We start from the raw sequence: 16,188 nt of genomic DNA on the forward strand, positions 1-16,188 counted from the left end.
GATCGGTCACCATCCATCCCGACCTACCAGAAAGGGGGCACTCGGTGGCAGGCGTCGAGCAGAGCCGGAAGGCGCTGGAGCAGTTGCAGGAATCGGTGCACGATCGGAGCGTCGACCTGGTCAAAGTCAAGGACGGCAAGCCGGCCGCGTCGGGCGGGGCGTTCCCGGCGAAGCAGCCCGCGTCCACGATCTTCGGCGAACTCACCGACTCCGCCGGGCTGGCCTCGGCCGTGGAGACGGTCGAGACCAAGGTGGGCGACGAGCTCGACGCCGCCAAGAACCGCCTCGAAGGCGTCGAACGCGCCCTCGACCTGGTCCGCCGCAACATCAAGACGGCCAACGACGCCTCCACCGTGCCGGGCCCGTCGTGAGCCTGCGCGACCAGATCGCCGCCCTGCACAACGGCCAGAAGTTCACCGCCCTCATGGACAAGGTGGCCGGCGACCCAGCCGAGATCAGGCGCATCGCCACGCGCTGGACCACCGCCGGCAAAGGCATCGTGGGCAACACCAACGTCCTGGCGGGCGCGGTCGGCAAGATGGACGACTGGTGGAAGGGGGAGTCCGCGGACGCCTTCGTCACGTACATGGCCCGCTACAGCAAGGCGGGGCAGGGCATGAACGACGCCCTGGCATCCTGCGCCGGCTCCCTGAACGACGCGGCCGACGCGCTGGCCAAGGCCCGCAAGGGTGTCGACCAGATCGGCGAGAACCTGATCAAGGACGTCAACGCGCTGCGCACGACGTACGCCAAGGATCCCGAAGCCACCGAGGCCGAGGTCAACGCCGCCATCTCCCAGCGGGTCGGCACGGCCGCCGAGTCGGCGCAGACCTACGTCGACACGGCCACCACCGCGCTCTCCACGTCCCTGAAGAGCATCGGCAAGCGCTTCGGTGACGAGAAGACCCTCTTCTCCGACATCCCGCCCGCGGGCGACCAGACATTCGTCCCCGGCCCCGGCAACAAGGTCGAGTGGATCGCGGTGACGCCCGCCGAGCAGCGGCAGACCCAGCTCAGCGGCAACAGCAACGGCAACGGCAACGGCGGACCCGGTGCCACGGGAGGGCCCGGCGACACCGGAGGGAACAACAACAACTCCGGCACCTCGTCGGGCGGCAACACGCCCCGCCCGAAGCCCGAGGTCGTCGAATGGATCAAGGAAGCCCTCCGCATCATCAAGTCACCGGAGATGGCGGAGATCCTGCGTAAACGCAAGATCGACGTGAGCGACCTCGACCCGGACGATCCCGAGGACGTCGAACGGATCTGGACCATCATCCACCACGAGTCGAGCGGCAACCCCAGCGCGATCAACAACTGGGACATCAACGCCAAGAACGGTGTCCCGTCACAGGGGCTCATGCAGACGATTCCGCCCACGTTCGACGCCCACAGCCTGCCCGGTCACAAGAAGATCCTCGAACCGGTCGACAACATCATCGCGGGCGTGCTCTACACCTACAGCCGCTACGGCGACCTGAGCCGCCACCCGGGCATCGCCTCGCTGGAGAGCGGCGGCGGCTACCGCCCCTACTAGGGCGACCTTCCGGGAGAGGCTCTGCCGGACGGCGAAGGGCGTGCACCACGCGGTGCACGCCCTTGCTCTCGTCATCCGTTCCGGCAGGCCGGTCAGGAGGGTCTAGCCGCAGTTACCCCAGTCGGAGGTCGTGTTGTGCCCGCCGGCCGCGCCGAGGTAGCGGACGCACTTACCCCCGGCGTGGAGCTTCACCGAGGCGTAGTGCGGCTTGTCGCCGCTGTGGACCTGGCTCTGACCGTTCTGCACCTCAAGGGTGACGCTGATCCAGCTGGGGTTGCCGATGTTCGTGGTCTTCACCGTCACCGCGCAGTGCTCGCCGTTGCCGGCGTTGTAGAGCAGGTACGTGATGGCGCCCTCGAACGCGGTGGACCGCTGGATGGCGAAACCGTCGCCACAGACCTGGGTCGGGGAGTGCGGGTTGCCCGACGCGCTCGGGTGAGCCGACGGGGCCGGCTGGGTCGGCGCGCTGGAGGTCGGCTTCTCCGTCGGCGCGGGCTTCTGGGTGGTCGGCGTCGGCGCCTCAGGGGTCGGCGTCGGCGTCGGCGTCGCCGTGACGGTCACCGTCGCCTGGGGCTGCGGGGTGCCGGACGCGCTCGGCGTCGGCGTCGGCTGTACCGTCTTCGTCGCCTCGGGGTCCGGCGACTTCCTCCCGCGACCTCGCTCGGTGCTGGTCGGCGTGGACGTGACCGTCACCGTCGGCTGCGCGATCGCCTGGGTCGCGATCGGCTGGGTCGGCAGCGGGGAGGGCACCGTGCTCAGCTCCGGCACCGCGATGCTGCTCGGGTCGTCCCTGGGCATCTCGAACGGCAGCACACCGGTGGCCTGCGGCTCAGGCGTCTTCGCCCAGGGCACCGTCACCTCCGGCTGACCCGACGACCGCTGTTGCTGCTGCTGTTGCGGCGGGACCACGGGGGTGTCCGCGGAGCCCTGCTCGTTCGACACCGAGCCAGGCGGCGGCGTCTGGTCGCCGGAGGCCGACGCGGGCTGTAGCGACTGCTTCGGCGCGTACTGGCTCGCTCCCCACAGCCCCAGCGCGGAGACCAGGACGACCGCGGCCATCGCCGCGACCAGCCCGACGGGGAACTTCCTGGTCGGAGTGGCACTGGCGACGGACTTCACCGTCTCGGGCTGCGTCCAGGTCTCCTGCGGCTCCGGCGCGGACTGTGGCGGGCCCCACTGCGTGGAGGCGTCCGCCTGCTGGGGCACCAACGGCGCGGAAGGCGGCACCGGCGCGGGCGGCGGCACCGGCAGCCCCTGGATGGTCGCGTCCTGGTTCTGCGGCGCGATCGCCTGGCCGGGAGGCGGCGCCTGCGACGGCACCATGGGCGGCACCGGCGGCACCGGCACGCCGGGGCCGGCACCGGGCACAGCGAGTCCGGCACCCGGCACGGCGGGCGCACCCGGCACAGCGGGTCCGGCACCGGGCACGGCGGCGTTCTTGTCGCCCATCAGCCCCAGCAGCGCCGAGTACGTCGTCGGCCGCTGCCCCACGTCCTTGGACAGGGCCGACAGCACGACACCGCGCAGCGGCTCGGCCATGGCACCCAGCTGAGGCTCCGCGTCCTTGACGGCCTGCGCGTCGTGCCCGAAAGGCGGCCTACCGGTGGCGGCGAACGTCACGACCGCGGCCCACGAGAAGACATCCGTGTAGGGCCCGTACGGCTCCGAACTGAGCTGCTCGGGCGAGCGGTAGCCGATCTCGCCGACCGGCGGGCCGATCGCGATGTCCGTGACCCGGGGACCGTCGGCGCCGATGATCACGTTGTCCGGGGTGAGCCCGCAATGAGCCATGCCGGCCAGGTGGATGGGGGTCAGCGCGGTCAGGACGGAGACGGCCACCCGCTCAAGCGCGTCCCCGGTCAGCGGCCCCTCGGCCTTGACGAGTTCGGCGAGGCTACGGCCCTCGATGTGATCCCGGACGACGTACGGCCGCCCCTCCCATACCCCTGCGTCGATCACGCGCGCGACGTAGGAGCTCGAAATCCGTTTGGCGGACTTGAGGCGCTTGGCCTCCTCCGCGTGGGCAGGAGTCTCCGGCAACAACTTGATCGCGACCGTGGTGCCGTTCTTGCCCTTGCGGCCAAGGTAGACGACTCCCCGTGACCCCTCGCCGAGTCGCCCGATGAGCGTGTAGTTACCTAACTCCGCAGGGTCACGCGGGTGCAACGGGTCCATGTGCGCCCTTCCAAAGAATCATGTTTCGAGTCACATTGAACTAAATGTGACACACCAACATCACAGGCTTCGCCGCCAAACCGATTGTTACTCGATTGATCATTTACTGTGAGGGAACCGTCAGTTCGGGACCGGTCCACCAGGGTCAGCGTGCCCGTCCCCGGCAGTCGCCGCCCCAGGTGGAGGTCGTGCTGAACGAGCCGACCGCGCCCGTGTAGCGCACGCAATCGTCCTCGGCCCGCAGCTTCACCGGCCCCGCGTAGAACTCGTGGTCACCGTTGTAGGACTGGCGCGGCCCGTCCCGTACCTCCAAGGTGGCGCTGACCGGACCGGTCCTGCCGATGTCGCTGTTCTTCAGCGTCACCACGCAGTGCTCGCCGGTGCCGCCGTTGTACAGCTGGTAGGTGACACCGCTGGTGAACTGGGTGGACCGCTGGACGACGAAGCCGTCACCGCAGACCTGGACCGGCGTGTACGGGTTCGTGGTGAACGTCTGCGTCGCGGTCGGCTCGGGCGCCGGCGTGGTCGGCGCGGTCGAAGTCGTCGGCTGCTCCGTCGGCGTGGGCGCCTCGGCCGTCGGCGTCGCCGTGACGGTCACCGTCACCTGGGGCTGCGGGGAGTGTGACGGATTCGGCGCCGGCGGCTGCGTCGGGTGCGGCTCGGGAGACCTCCCGTCCCTCCGCCGGTCGGTCGGCTCCTGGGTGGGCGACGCCGTGACCGTCACCGTCGGCTGCCCGATCGCCTGGGTCGCGATCGGCTGCGTCGGCAGCGGCGAGGGGACCGTGCTCAGCTCCGGCATCGCGATGCTGCTCGGATCATCCCTGGGCATGTCGAACGGCAGCACGCCGGTGGCCTGCGGCTCGGGTGTCTTGACCCGGGACGCCTTCACCTCCGGCTCCTCCGCCGGCTGCTCCTGCTTCAGCGGCACGGCGGGGGTGTCGGCGGAGTCCTGCTCGTCCGCCACCGAGCCAGGCGGCGGCGTCTGGTCACCGGCGGCCGCCGCGGGCTGCAGCGACTGCTTCGGCGCGTACTGGCTCGCTCCCCACAGCCCCACCGCGGAGACCAGAACGACCGCGGCCATCGCCGCGACCAGCCCAACGGGGAACTTCCTGTTCGGAGCGGCACTCGCGGCCTGCACCGTCCTGGGCTGCCACCAGGTCTGCTCCGGCTCCGTCGCGGACGGCGACGGTCCCCACTTCGTGGAACCGTCCGTCTGCCGGGGCACCCACGACGGGGGAGGCGGCACCGGCAGACCCTGCAGCGGCTCGTCTTCGGGCGGCAGGCCCGCACGACCAGGAGGCGGCACCGGCAGACCCAGCATGGGCTCGTCGCCGGGCGGCAGGCCCGGACGACCGCGAGGCGGCACCGGCAGGCCCCACAGCGGCTCGTCGTCGTCCGGCGGCAGGCTCGCCTGACCGGGAGGCGGCATCGGCACGGCGGCGTTCTTGTCACCCATCAGCCCCAGCAGCGCCGAGTACGTCGTCGGCCGCTGCCCCACGTCCTTGGACAAGGCCGACAGCACGATGCCGCGCAGCGGCTCGGCCATGGTGCCCAGCTGAGGCTCCGCGTCCTTGACGGCCTGCGCGCCGTGCCCGGAAGGCGGCCTACCGGTGGCGGCGAACGTCACGACCGCGGCCCACGAATAGACATCCGTGTACGGGCCGTACGGCTCGGAGTTCAGCTGCTCGGGCGAGCGGTAGCCGATCTCACCGGCCGGGTCACCGATCGCCACGTCGGTGAGCCGGAGACCGTCCTCACTCATGATCAGGTTGTGCGGAGTCAGCCCACAATGAGCTATATCGGCCAGGTGGACAGGAGTCAGCGCGGTCAGAATGGAGACGGCGACCCGTTCGAGGGTGTCACCAGCCAACGGCCCCTCGGCCTCGACGAGCTCAGCCAGGCTGCGGCCCTCGATGAACTCCCGGACGAGATACGGACGCCCTTCCCACACCCCCGCGTCGAGCACCCGCGCGACATAGGAGCTCGACACCCGCATGGCGGACCTGAGGCGCCGCGCGACGTCGCCGGCGTCCGGCGCCTCCGCCAGGAGCTTGACCGCGACGACGTCACCGTCCTCGCCCCTGCGGCCGCGATAGACGACACCCCGCGGACCTTCGCCGATCCGCTCCAGCAGGGTGTAACCGTCTAACTCTTCAGGGTCAAAGGGGTCCATAAGCGCCCTTCCGATGACTAATCGTGTTTGCCGTCACAATGCACCAAACTGACACATCAACACCACTAGTCGCCGCCCGGCACCATCGTTATTGGATTGATCATCTACTGTTACGAAATCCCCGGTTCGAGTGACCGGAGCGCGGACGTCAGCGCCCGCCCGCGGACGCGTTCCGCTGGGTGCGGCCGCGGGAACGCCGAAGGGCGTGCACCACATGGTGCACGCCCTCGCTGCTCATCCACCCCGCCCCGGACGCCGGGGCACGAGTGGTCTAACCGCAGTTGCCCCACGTGGAGTTCGTGCTGAACGAACCGGCGGTGCCCGAGTAACGCACGCACTTGCCCTTGGCCTGCAGCTTCACCGGCCCCGCGTAGAACTCGTAGTTACCGCTGTCGGCCTGGCGCGGCCCGTTCTGCACCTCCAGGGTGGCGCTGACGGGGCTGGCCTTACCGATGTTGGCGTTCTTCAGCGTTACCACGCAGTTCTGGCCCGTGCCGCCGTTGTACAGCTGGTACGTGACACCGCCCGCGAACTGGGTGGACCGCTGGACGGCGAAGCCGTTACCGCAGACCTGGACCGGGGTGTACGGGTTCGTGGCGAACGTCTGCGTCGCGGTCGGCTTGGGCGCCGACGTGCTGGGGCGAGACGTCGCCGTCGGCTGGGTCGAGGCGCTGGGTGGGGTGCTCGGCTGGGCCGTCGTGGTCGGCATGGTCGAGGTCGTCGGCCGCTCCGTCGGCGTGGGCGCCTGGGTGGTCGGCCTCAGCGCCTCAGGCGTCGGCGTCGGCGTCATCGTCGGCGTCACCGTGACGGTCACCGTCGCCTGGGGCTGCGGGGAACCTGACGGATTCGGTGTCGGCTGTCCCGTCTGCGTCGCCTGGGGATCCGGCGACTTCCTGTTCCCACGGCCCCGCTGGTCGTCGTCCTCCTGGGAGGGCGTCGCCGTGACCGTAACCGTCGGCTGCGCGATCGCCTGGGGCACGGTCGGCTGCGTCGGCAGCGCCGACGGGACCGTGCTCAGCTCCGGCACCGCGATGCTGCTCGGGTCGTCCCTGGGCATCTCGAACGGCAGCACACCGGTGGCCTGCGGCTCAGGCGTCTTCGCCCAGGGCACCGTCACCTCCGGCTGACCCGACGACCGCTGTTGCTGCTGCTGTTGCGGCGGAGCCACCGGGGTGTCCGCGGAGCCCTGCTCGTTCGACACCGAGCCAGGGGCCGGCGTCTGGTCGCCAGAGGCCGACGCGGACTGCACCGTCTGCTCCGGCGCGTACTGGCTCGCTCCCCACAGCCCCAGCGCGGAGACCAGAGCGACCGCGGCCGTCGCCGCGACCAGCCCGATGGGGAACTTCCTGGTCGGAGAGTCGTTGTGGGCCCGCACCGGCTCGCGCGGCGACCAGTACTGCTGCTGTGGCTCCGTGGGCGGAGGAGGAGGTCCCCACTTCGTGGAGCCGTCCGCCTGCTGGGGCACCAACGGCGCGGGAGGCGGCACCGGCAGGCCCCGCAGGGGTTCGTCGTGGTTCGGCGGCAGGCTCACCTGGCCAGGAGGCGGCGCCTGTGCCGGCACCGGCGCGCCGGGTCCATAACCCGGCACACCGGGTCCGACACCCGGCATGGCAGGCCCCACACCCGGCACACCGGGTCCGGCACCCGGCACGGCAGGCCCCACACCCGGCACACCGGGTCCGGCACCCGGCACGGCAGGCCCCGCACCCGGCACAGCGGCGGGCTTGTCACCCAGCAGTCCCAGCAGCGCCGAGTACGTCGTCGGCCGCCGCCCCACCACCTTGGACAGGGCCGACGACACGATGCCGCGCAGCGGCTCGGCCATGGCGCCCAGCTCAGGCTCGGCATTCAGCACGGCCTGCGCGTCGTGCCCGAAAGGCGGCCTACCGGTGGCGGCGAACGTCACGACCGCGGCCCACGAATAGACATCCGTGTACGGGCCGTACGGCTCCGAGTTCAGCTGCTCGGGCGAGCGGTAGCCGATCTCACCGGCCGGATCACCGATCGCCACGTCGGTGACCCGGGGACCGTCCTCACCCATGATCACGTTGTGCGGAGTCAGCCCACAGTGTGCCAGGCCGGCCAGGTGAACAGGAGTCAGCGCGGTCAGCACCGCCACGGCCACCCGCTCAAGCGGATCACCCGACAACGGCCCGTCAGCCTCGACGAGCTCAGCCAGGCTGCGGCCCTCGATGAACTCCCGGACGAGATACGGACGCCCTTCCCACACCCCCGCGTCGAGCACCCGCGCGACGTAGGAGCTCGACACCCGCTTGACGGACCTGAGGCGCCCCGCGACGTCGCCGGCGTCCGGCGCCTCCGCCAGGAGCTTGATCGCGACGACGTCACCGTCCTCGCCCTTGCGGCCGCGATAGACGACGCCCCGCGGACCTTCGCCGATCCGCTCCAGCAGGGTGTAACCGTCTAACTCTTCGGGGTCACGCGGCAAGGAGTCCATGAGCGCCCTTCCAATGAAAAATCATGTTTCGCGTCACATTGAACCAAATGTGACACATCAACATCACCCGTTTGCGCACCAAAACGATCGCTACCGGATTGATCGTCCACTGTGCGGAACCCGTCAGTTCTGCTGACCGGCCCGCCAGCCACGCCGCCTGCCCATCGGCACCACCACGCGGGCGACGACCACGAACAACGCCAGGGTCAGCGCCCCCGCCCCCAGCGCCGTCGCCACGTCGATCGCCCGCTGGTCGACCGGCGGCGCCTTCGTCACCACCCCCTCGGCCAGCGGGGGCGGCAGCGGCGCGGCCACCGCGACCTGCTCGGACGGGAGCACCGCGGTGACCGCGAGCAGCGGATTGACCATGCCCGCCCCGGTGCCGTCGCCCAGCGCGCCGTCGGCCGTCTTCTCGATGCGCCGCCGTACCTGCTCGTTGTTCAGGCGCGGATACCTCGATCGCACCAGCGCGGCCACTCCCGCGACGTACGGGGCCGCGAAGCTCGTGCCCTTGAGGTCGTTGCGGAAGGACTGACCGGTCCAGGTGCTGGTGATCTTCTCGCCGGGGGCCACGACGCCGACCCTGGAGCCGGTGTTGGAGAAGTCGGACAGCCCGCCCTCCTCGCTCGCGGCGCCCACTGACAGCACGCCCTCGTAGGCGGCCGGATAGGCGGGCGTGGTGACCCCGTCCTTGTCGATGTTCCCGGCCGCCGCCACGATCACGATGTCGCGCGACAGCGCGTCGTTGATCGCCGCCTTCAGGTCGGGCTGGTCGCTCGCCTGCACCGAGACGTTGATCACGTCCACGCCGGCCGCCGCCGCCTTGCTGATCGCGTCCGCGAGCTTCCCGACATCGCCACTCTGCTCGTTGGTCTGCTTGTACGAGATCAGCCGGACCCCCGGCGCGACCCCGTAGAACGGGACGCCCTGCAGGTAGCGGCCCGCGATGATGCCGGCGGTCGCGGTGCCGTGCCCCATGCAGTCGCGATGACCCGTCTGGGTGAGGTCGACCTGCCTCAGGACCTGCCCGGCCAGGGAGGGGTGCCTGATGTCCACGCCGCTGTCGATGACCGCGACCTTGACGCCCTCGCCGCGGCTCAGCCTCCATACGTTGCGCGCGTCCAGGCGGCGCTGCGCCCAGGACTCCCCTACCTGCATCGAGCCCTTCTCGGGCTCACATCGAACGGGCGCGGCGTGTGCGGCGACCGGCACGGTGGCGACCCCCACGGCCAGCCCGCATGCCAGGAGCATCCGTACGATCATGACCGAGAAGCATATATTGCCCCGGTTTCGTATCCGGGCGGAAAACCCGGACACCAGAAGAGCACGGAGAAAAAGGCCCGGGCGTCAGAAAGCCCCGGCACGCTCGCCGGGGCTCTCACGCGGGCTTCAGCGCGTCGCGGACTCGATGTTGCCCCGGTAGGTGTTGATGACCCGGGCGGCCTCCTGCAGCTCCTCCGTCATCCGCTGGAAGGCGACCCGGTAGTTCTGCCAGGCGCCCTGGAAGCGCACGGCGCCCGGACCGGTCCAGGCAGTGCCGACCTTCGCCGCCTCGCGGTCGAGCGCGGTCATCGTGGTGCGCACGGCTTCGGACTGTTGGGTGAACTGGGTGGCCATCAACTGCATCTCGTTGGGGTCGCCACCGAGCAGACTCTGGCTCATGCATACCTCCTGGATCGTCGTGATAGCGCCCTCACCGTAGGCGCGGCACCAATCCATCGCCCGCGTTATACCGAGCGGCTATGGTCATCCAGAGGATTATTCGGATTTAAGGAGCATCCGGCCATGCGCGAGGTTGTGGTGACCGGCGGTGGCACCGGCATCGGATATGCCATCGCATCCGCATTCGTCTCACTCGGCGACCACGTCACGATCACCGGCCGCCGCGAGCACGTGCTCAAGGAGGCGGCCGGCCGTCTCGGCTGCGCGGCCGTGCCGTTCAACGCGGCCAGCCCCGTCGCCGTGCAGGAGGCCGTGACGAGCCTGCCCGAGCGCGTGGACGTACTCGTCAACAACGCGGGCGGCAACACCAACCTGGACCGCCAGGAGCCCGGCGACGGCGACCTGATGGCCGTGGCCGAGGCCTGGTGGGCCAACCTCAACGCCAACCTGATGTCCGCCGTGCTCGTCACGACCGCGCTGCTGCCGCGCATCGGCAAGGGCGGCCGGGTCGTCTCGATCGGTTCGATCGCCGCCCGTGGCACCGGCTCCGGCTCGTACGGCGCGGCCAAGGCGGCGCTCGAATCGTGGACCGCCGACCTCGCGGCCCAGCTCGGCGCCAAAGGGGCCACGGCGAACGTGGTCTCGCCCGGGCTGGTGGTCGACACGGAGTTCTTCCGCGGCCGGCTGACCGACGAGGGCATCAGGGCCCGGGTGGAGAACACCCGCAACGGCCGGCCCGGCACTCCGGCCGACATCGCCGACACCGTGGTCTTCCTCGCCTCACGGGGCGCGAGACACCTCACGGGGCAGGTGCTGCACGTGAACGGCGGCGCATACCTGGGCCGCTGACGGCGAGCCGACAGCCAGCACTTACACTCCCTTGAGTTGCCCGCCGAGGAAGGACGAACGTCGGTGCAGAAGGTTCTGATCGCCAACCGTGGTGAGATCGCGGTCCGTGTGGCCCGCGCCTGTAAGGACGCCGGGATCGGGAGCGTCGCGGTCTACGCCGACCAAGACCTCGACTCACTGCACGCGCGGGTGGCCGACGAGGCCTACGCGCTGGGCGGCCAGTCCCCCGCCGAGACCTACCTCGACTTCGGCAAGCTGCTCGACGTCGCCAAGCGCTCCGGCGCCGACGCGGTGCACCCCGGCTACGGCTTCCTCGCCGAGAACGCCGGCTTCGCCCAGGCCGTCCTCGACGCGGGCCTGATCTGGATCGGCCCGCCGCCCGCCGCCATCGCCGCGCTCGGTGACAAGGTGCAGGCCAGGCACATCGCCCAGAAGGTCGGCGCGCCGCTGGTCGCCGGCACCAAGGACCCGGTCTCCGGGGCCGACGAGGTGGTGGCGTTCGCCGAGGAGCACGGACTGCCGATCGCCATCAAGGCGGCCTACGGCGGCGGCGGGCGCGGCATCAAGGTCGCGCGCACGCTCGGCGAGGTGGCCGAGCTGTACGAGTCGGCCGTGCGCGAGGCCGTGGCCGCCTTCGGCCGCGGCGAGTGCTTCGTGGAGCGCTACCTCGACCGGCCCCGCCATGTGGAGACCCAGTGCCTGGCCGACCACGAGGGCAACGTGGTCGTGGTCAGCACCCGCGACTGCTCGCTCCAGCGCCGCCACCAGAAGCTGGTCGAGGAGGCGCCCGCGCCGTTCCTGAGCCAGGAGCAGCTCGACATCCTCTACTCCAGCTCCAAGGCGATCCTGCGCGAGGCCGGCTACGTCGGCGCCGGCACCTGCGAGTTCCTCGTGGGCCAGGACGGCACGATCTCCTTCCTGGAGGTCAACACCCGGCTGCAGGTCGAGCACCCGGTGACCGAGGAGGTCGCGGGCGTCGACCTGGTACGCGAGATGTTCCGCATCGCCGACGGCGAGACGCTCGGCTACGACGACCCGGTGCTGCGCGGCCACGCGATCGAGTTCCGGATCAACGCCGAGGACGCCGGCCGGGGCTTCCTGCCCGCGCCGGGCACGCTGACCGTCCTGCGCGCGCCGTCGGGGCCCGGCGTCCGGCTCGACTCGGGCTACGAGGCCGGGATGACCGTGCCGCAGACGTTCGACTCACTGGTGGCCAAACTGATCGTGACGGGGCGCACCCGGCGCGAGGCGCTCGAACGCAGCCGCCGGGCACTGGCCGAGTTCGAGATCGACGGCATGCCGACCGTGCTGCCCTTCCACCGCGCGGTCGTGTCCGACCCGGCCTTCGCCGCCGAGCCGTTCACCGTCCACACCCGGTGGATCGAGACCGAGTTCGACAACACGATCGAGCCCTACACGGGCGACGTGGCGGCCGACGAGCCCGCGACACGCGAGACGGTGACCGTCGAGGTCGGCGGCAAGCGCCTGGAGGTGGTCCTCCCGGCGGGCCTCGGCGTCTCGGGGGCTACGCCCTCCGCGAACAAGAAGCCCAAGCGTGGCGCGGGCGGCGCGAAGAAGGCGGCCGCGGGCGGCGACGCCCTGGTGAGCCCGATGCAGGGCACGATCGTCAAGGTCGTGGCCGGCGACGGCGACACCGTGGCCGAGGGCGACACCGTCGTGGTGCTGGAGGCCATGAAGATGGAGCAGCCGCTGACCGCCCACAAGTCGGGCACGGTCACCGGGCTCAGCGCGGCCGTCGGGCAGACCGTCACCTCCGGCGCGACGATCTGCGAGATCAAGGACGCCTGAGGACCTGGCGGTCCCATGCGCCATGCCTCCATCACGCCCCGTACGGGTAACGTGCGGGGTGAGGAACTTTGCCGATCGCCCGTTCGTCCTCATGGGCGAAGGAGGCTTGCTGCCAATGACCCATTCGCTGCGCCGAACCGGGGCCGCGTTCGCGGCTCTGATCGCCGGTCTACTCGTCGTCCTTGCGTTGTCCCCCGCCGCTCACGCGGCCGCGCCCCCTGACGCCGCGACTGTGCTGGCCCATTGGAAGGACCAGAAAGATCCCCTGTATGTGGCGTCCGGCTCCGCCTTGAGCTCGGACCAGCAGGACAAGATTCGCGACATTCTGCAGGATTCCAAGAGCGACATCTACGTCGCCGCGTTGCCCGACGGATCGGTGACCGACCCCAAGACCTATGTCGGCCAGCTGGGCGAGGCGGCCGTCAAGGCCAAGAACGGTGGCCAGGTCACCGTGGCCGTGCTCGACGGCAACTCGTTCTTCGCGGGCTCCAACTTCGGCCGCAGCGGGATGACCGACCAGTTGTCGAAGCTCGCCGTACGCAACAGCGACAACATCGTGAGCGGCATGGAGGACTTCGTCCAGCGGGTCAACCTGATGGCCGACGGCAAGACCAACTCCGCACTCAAGTCCGGCTCGACGAGCAGCGGCGGTGGCGGTGGCGGCGTGCTGGTCGGCCTCGGCGTGCTCGCGCTGGTCGGCGGCGGCGGCTACTTCCTCTACTCGAAGAACCGCAAGAAGAAGCAGGCCATCCAGGACGCCAAGGACCTGGCGGCGGTCAAGGGGACCGTCGAGGAGGACGTCACCAAACTCGGCGAGGAGATCACCTCGCTCGACACCGACGTCACGCTCTCCGGTCAGGGCGGGCAGCACATCGACGAGTGGCAGCAGGCGCTCGACTCCTACGAGAAGGCCAAGACGCAGCTCGCCGCGGTGGAGCGGGCCGACCAGGTGCGCGAAGTGACCCAGACGCTCGAGGACGGCCGCTACGCGCTGGCCGTGGTGAAGGCCAAGGTCAACGACCAGCCGGTGCCCGAGCGGCGCGCCCCCTGCTTCTTCAACCCGCAGCACGGCCCGTCCGCGCGTGACGTGCGCTGGGCTCCGCCCGGTGGCGCGGTGCGCGACGTCCCGGCCTGCGCCTCCGACGCCGAGGCCGTGGAGCGCGGCTTCGACCCGCAGATGCGCGAGGTCATGGTCGACGGCCAGCGCCGGCCCTACTACGACGCCGGCCCGGCCTACCAGCCCTACGCCTACGGCTACTACGGCGGCTTCGGCGACGTCATGACCGGCATGTTCATCGGCACGATGATGGGCTCCATGATGTCCGGCGCGATGATGGGCGGCTTCGGCGGCGGCTACTCCGACGGCGGTGGCGGAGACTTCAGCGGCGGCGGCGACTTCGGTGGCGGCGGCGGCTTCGGAGACTTCGGCGGCGGAGACTTCGGTGGTGGCGACTTCGGCGGCGGCGACTGGTAGTCCCCCGCTCCGACGATCGGGCGCGTTCCCTCCGGGGAGCGCGCCTTCGCCGTTGCAGGCGGTTGTAAGGGGCCTTCGCGCGAACCGCGCCGTGCACAGGGAGGGGGTCAGATGGCCGCTTCGGGCTGCATGAGGCGGCGGGCCGCCTCGGTGATGGAGCCGGAGAGCGACGGGTAGACCGCGAACGTGTGGGCGAGCTGGTCGACGGTCAGACGCTGCTGGACCGCGACCGAGACCGCCAGGATCAGCTCCGACGCCCGGGGCGCCACCACGACGCCGCCGAGCACGATGCCAGTGTTGGGCCGGCAGAAGAGCTTGACGAAGCCATCGTTGAAGCCCTGCATCTTGGCCCGGGCGTTGGTCGCCAGCGGCAGCTTGACCACGTTGGCCTCGATCTCGCCCGCCTCGATGGCCCGCTGCGCCACCCCGACGGCCGCGATCTCGGGGTCGGTGAAGATGTTGGAGGCGACCGTGGCCAGCCGGAGCGGCTGGACGGCCTCACCGAGCGCGTGCCAGACGGCGATGCGGCCCTGCATGGCGGCGACCGAGGCGAGCATGAGCACGCCGGTGCAGTCGCCCGCGGCGTAGACGCCGGGGGCGGAGGTGCGCGAGACCTTGTCGACCTTGACGAAGCCCTGGCGGTCGAGTTGCACCCCGGCCTCCTCCAGCCCGATGCCGCCGGTGTTGGGCACCATGCCGACGGTCATCAGCGCGTGGGAGCCCTCGGCCGTGCGGCCGTCTTCGAGCGTCACCACGACGCCGTCGTCGGTGCGCTTGACGGAGGAGGCGCGCGAGCGGCCCATGACGTTCATGCCGCGGCGGCGGTAGACCTCTTCGAGCACCTCCGCGCCGTCGGCGTCCTCGTTGGGCATCATCCGGTCGCGGCTGGAGACGAGGGTCACCTCGGCCCCGAGCGAACGGTAGGCGCCGGCGAACTCCGCGCCGGTGACGCCGGAGCCGACCACGATCAGGTGCTCGGGCACCTCGTCGAGGTCGTAGAGCTGACGCCAGTTGAGGATGCGCTCGCCGTCGGGCTCGGCACCCGGCAGGACGCGCGGCGTGGCGCCGGTGGCCACGAGCACCACGTCGGCCCGGATCGTACGGTCGCCCGCCCTGACCACCTGCGGGTCGACCAGCCGGCCACGCGCGTTGACGATCTCGACGCCCTCGGCGGCGACCCTGGTCGCGATGTCGGCCGACTGGGCCTGCGCCAGCTCCTTGACCCGCTTGTTGACCAGCGGCAGGTCCACGGTCGCCACGCCGATGTCGCCGTCGCCGCCACCGGAGAACGCGACGCCCAGCGAGGAGGCGTCGAGCAGCGCCTGCTTGCGGACCGAGGTGGCGATCAGCGTCTTGGACGGCACGCAGTCGGTCAGCACGCACGCCCCGCCAGGGCCGTCCTGCTCGACCATCGTGACCTGCGCGCCCAACTGCGCAGCCACCAGCGCCGCCTCGTAGCCGCCTGGTCCGCCACCGATGATCACAATCCTCGTCACATGTCCCATTCTTCCGCATGCCGCGACCCGCTGGAGAAACGGGGCGGCCGGCCGCGCGCTACTCTTGTCTGCTGTGCCTGTCTACGCCGCCTACGGCAGCAACATGGACCCGGAGCAGATGGCCATGCGCGCTCCGCACTCTCCGATGCGTGACGTCGGCTGGCTGCAGGGCTGGCGCCTGACGTTCGGCGGGGAGGACATCGGCTGGGAAGGCGCGATGGCCACCATCGTCGAAGATCCCGACGAGCACGTCTTCGTCGTCCTCTACGACGTGCCCGAGTCGGACGAGCAGTCGCTCGACCAGTGGGAGGGCGCGGCGCGCGGCCTCCACCACAAGGTGCGGCTGCGGGTGCAGACCCTTGAGGGCGACCAGGTGGCCTGGTTCTACGTGCTCGACGGCTACGAGGGCGGCCTGCCGTCCGCGCGCTACCTGGGCATCCTGGCCGACGCGGCCGAGCGGGCGGGCGCCCCCGACGACTACGTCAAGGAGCTGCGGGGACGCCCCTGCAAGTCGCTCGGCGACTAGCGCAGCGCGACGGGAGAGGCGCGCCTACG

12 protein-coding genes are annotated in these 16,188 nt (G+C 70.7%); 6 read left to right on the forward strand and 6 right to left on the reverse strand.

What is annotated here, in order from left to right; translation table 11 throughout:
• Positions 1-44 precede the first annotated feature (44 nt).
• The gene (locus tag AB0I38_RS10720; protein ID WP_358465378.1) at positions 45-371 is read left to right on the forward strand and encodes a hypothetical protein; all 327 of its coding nucleotides are present in this window, start codon (positions 45-47) and stop codon (positions 369-371) included.
• Positions 368-1,537, forward strand: a complete 1,170-nt coding sequence (locus AB0I38_RS10725) for a transglycosylase SLT domain-containing protein (protein WP_358465381.1) — start codon at positions 368-370, stop codon at positions 1,535-1,537. The genes AB0I38_RS10720 and AB0I38_RS10725 overlap by 4 nt, the downstream gene beginning before the upstream one ends.
• Positions 1,538-1,639: 102 nt before the next feature.
• On the opposite strand, the gene AB0I38_RS10730 is transcribed toward AB0I38_RS10725, so the two are convergent.
• The 5 genes from AB0I38_RS10730 to AB0I38_RS10750 all read right to left on the reverse strand — a co-directional run bounded on the left by AB0I38_RS10730 (position 1,640) and on the right by AB0I38_RS10750 (position 10,005).
• Positions 1,640-3,712: a protein kinase domain-containing protein gene (locus tag AB0I38_RS10730; protein WP_358465384.1), complete on the reverse strand. Its 2,073-nt coding sequence runs from the start codon at positions 3,710-3,712 to the stop codon at positions 1,640-1,642.
• Between the two features lie 145 nt (positions 3,713-3,857).
• Positions 3,858-5,885, reverse strand: coding sequence for a protein kinase domain-containing protein (locus AB0I38_RS10735; protein WP_358465387.1), 2,028 nt, complete (start codon positions 5,883-5,885; stop codon positions 3,858-3,860).
• Between the two features lie 271 nt (positions 5,886-6,156).
• Positions 6,157-8,343 (reverse strand): serine/threonine protein kinase, encoded by a 2,187-nt coding sequence (locus tag AB0I38_RS10740; protein ID WP_358465390.1) that lies wholly within the window; start codon positions 8,341-8,343, stop codon positions 6,157-6,159.
• Between the two features lie 123 nt (positions 8,344-8,466).
• Positions 8,467-9,594, reverse strand: a complete 1,128-nt coding sequence (gene mycP, locus AB0I38_RS10745) for a type VII secretion-associated serine protease mycosin (protein WP_358465393.1) — start codon at positions 9,592-9,594, stop codon at positions 8,467-8,469.
• A gap of 138 nt (positions 9,595-9,732) precedes the next feature.
• A complete protein-coding gene (locus AB0I38_RS10750; protein WP_358465396.1) occupies positions 9,733-10,005 on the reverse strand; it encodes a WXG100 family type VII secretion target in 273 nt (90 codons plus the stop codon).
• Positions 10,006-10,128: 123 nt separating this feature from the next.
• Here AB0I38_RS10750 and AB0I38_RS10755 point away from each other — a divergent pair, with 123 nt between their 5' ends.
• The 3 genes from AB0I38_RS10755 to AB0I38_RS10765 all read left to right on the forward strand — a co-directional run bounded on the left by AB0I38_RS10755 (position 10,129) and on the right by AB0I38_RS10765 (position 14,137).
• Entirely contained in the window at positions 10,129-10,854 is a 726-nt protein-coding gene (locus tag AB0I38_RS10755; RefSeq protein WP_358465401.1) for an SDR family NAD(P)-dependent oxidoreductase, read from the forward strand.
• Positions 10,855-10,917: 63 nt separating this feature from the next.
• Positions 10,918-12,663 carry an acetyl/propionyl/methylcrotonyl-CoA carboxylase subunit alpha gene (locus AB0I38_RS10760; protein WP_358465405.1) on the forward strand — a complete coding sequence of 582 codons (1,746 nt, stop codon included), beginning with the start codon at positions 10,918-10,920 and terminating at the stop codon, positions 12,661-12,663.
• Positions 12,664-12,778: 115 nt separating this feature from the next.
• Positions 12,779-14,137, forward strand: coding sequence for a hypothetical protein (locus AB0I38_RS10765; protein WP_358465408.1), 1,359 nt, complete (start codon positions 12,779-12,781; stop codon positions 14,135-14,137).
• Positions 14,138-14,244: 107 nt separating this feature from the next.
• Here the strand turns inward: AB0I38_RS10765 and AB0I38_RS10770 are convergent, their stop codons facing one another.
• On the reverse strand, positions 14,245-15,633 hold the full coding sequence (locus tag AB0I38_RS10770; RefSeq protein ID WP_358465411.1) for an NAD(P)H-quinone dehydrogenase: 1,389 nt from the start codon (positions 15,631-15,633) through the stop codon (positions 14,245-14,247).
• A gap of 73 nt (positions 15,634-15,706) precedes the next feature.
• On the opposite strand from AB0I38_RS10770, the gene AB0I38_RS10775 reads away from it, so the two are divergent.
• A complete protein-coding gene (locus AB0I38_RS10775) occupies positions 15,707-16,159 on the forward strand; it encodes a gamma-glutamylcyclotransferase (RefSeq protein WP_358465414.1) in 453 nt (150 codons plus the stop codon).
• The last annotated feature ends 29 nt before the right edge of the window (positions 16,160-16,188 follow it).

Origin of the sequence: Nonomuraea cavernae, assembly GCF_040655715.1 — a bacterium.
Taxonomy (GTDB): domain Bacteria; phylum Actinomycetota; class Actinomycetes; order Streptosporangiales; family Streptosporangiaceae; genus Nonomuraea; species Nonomuraea cavernae_A.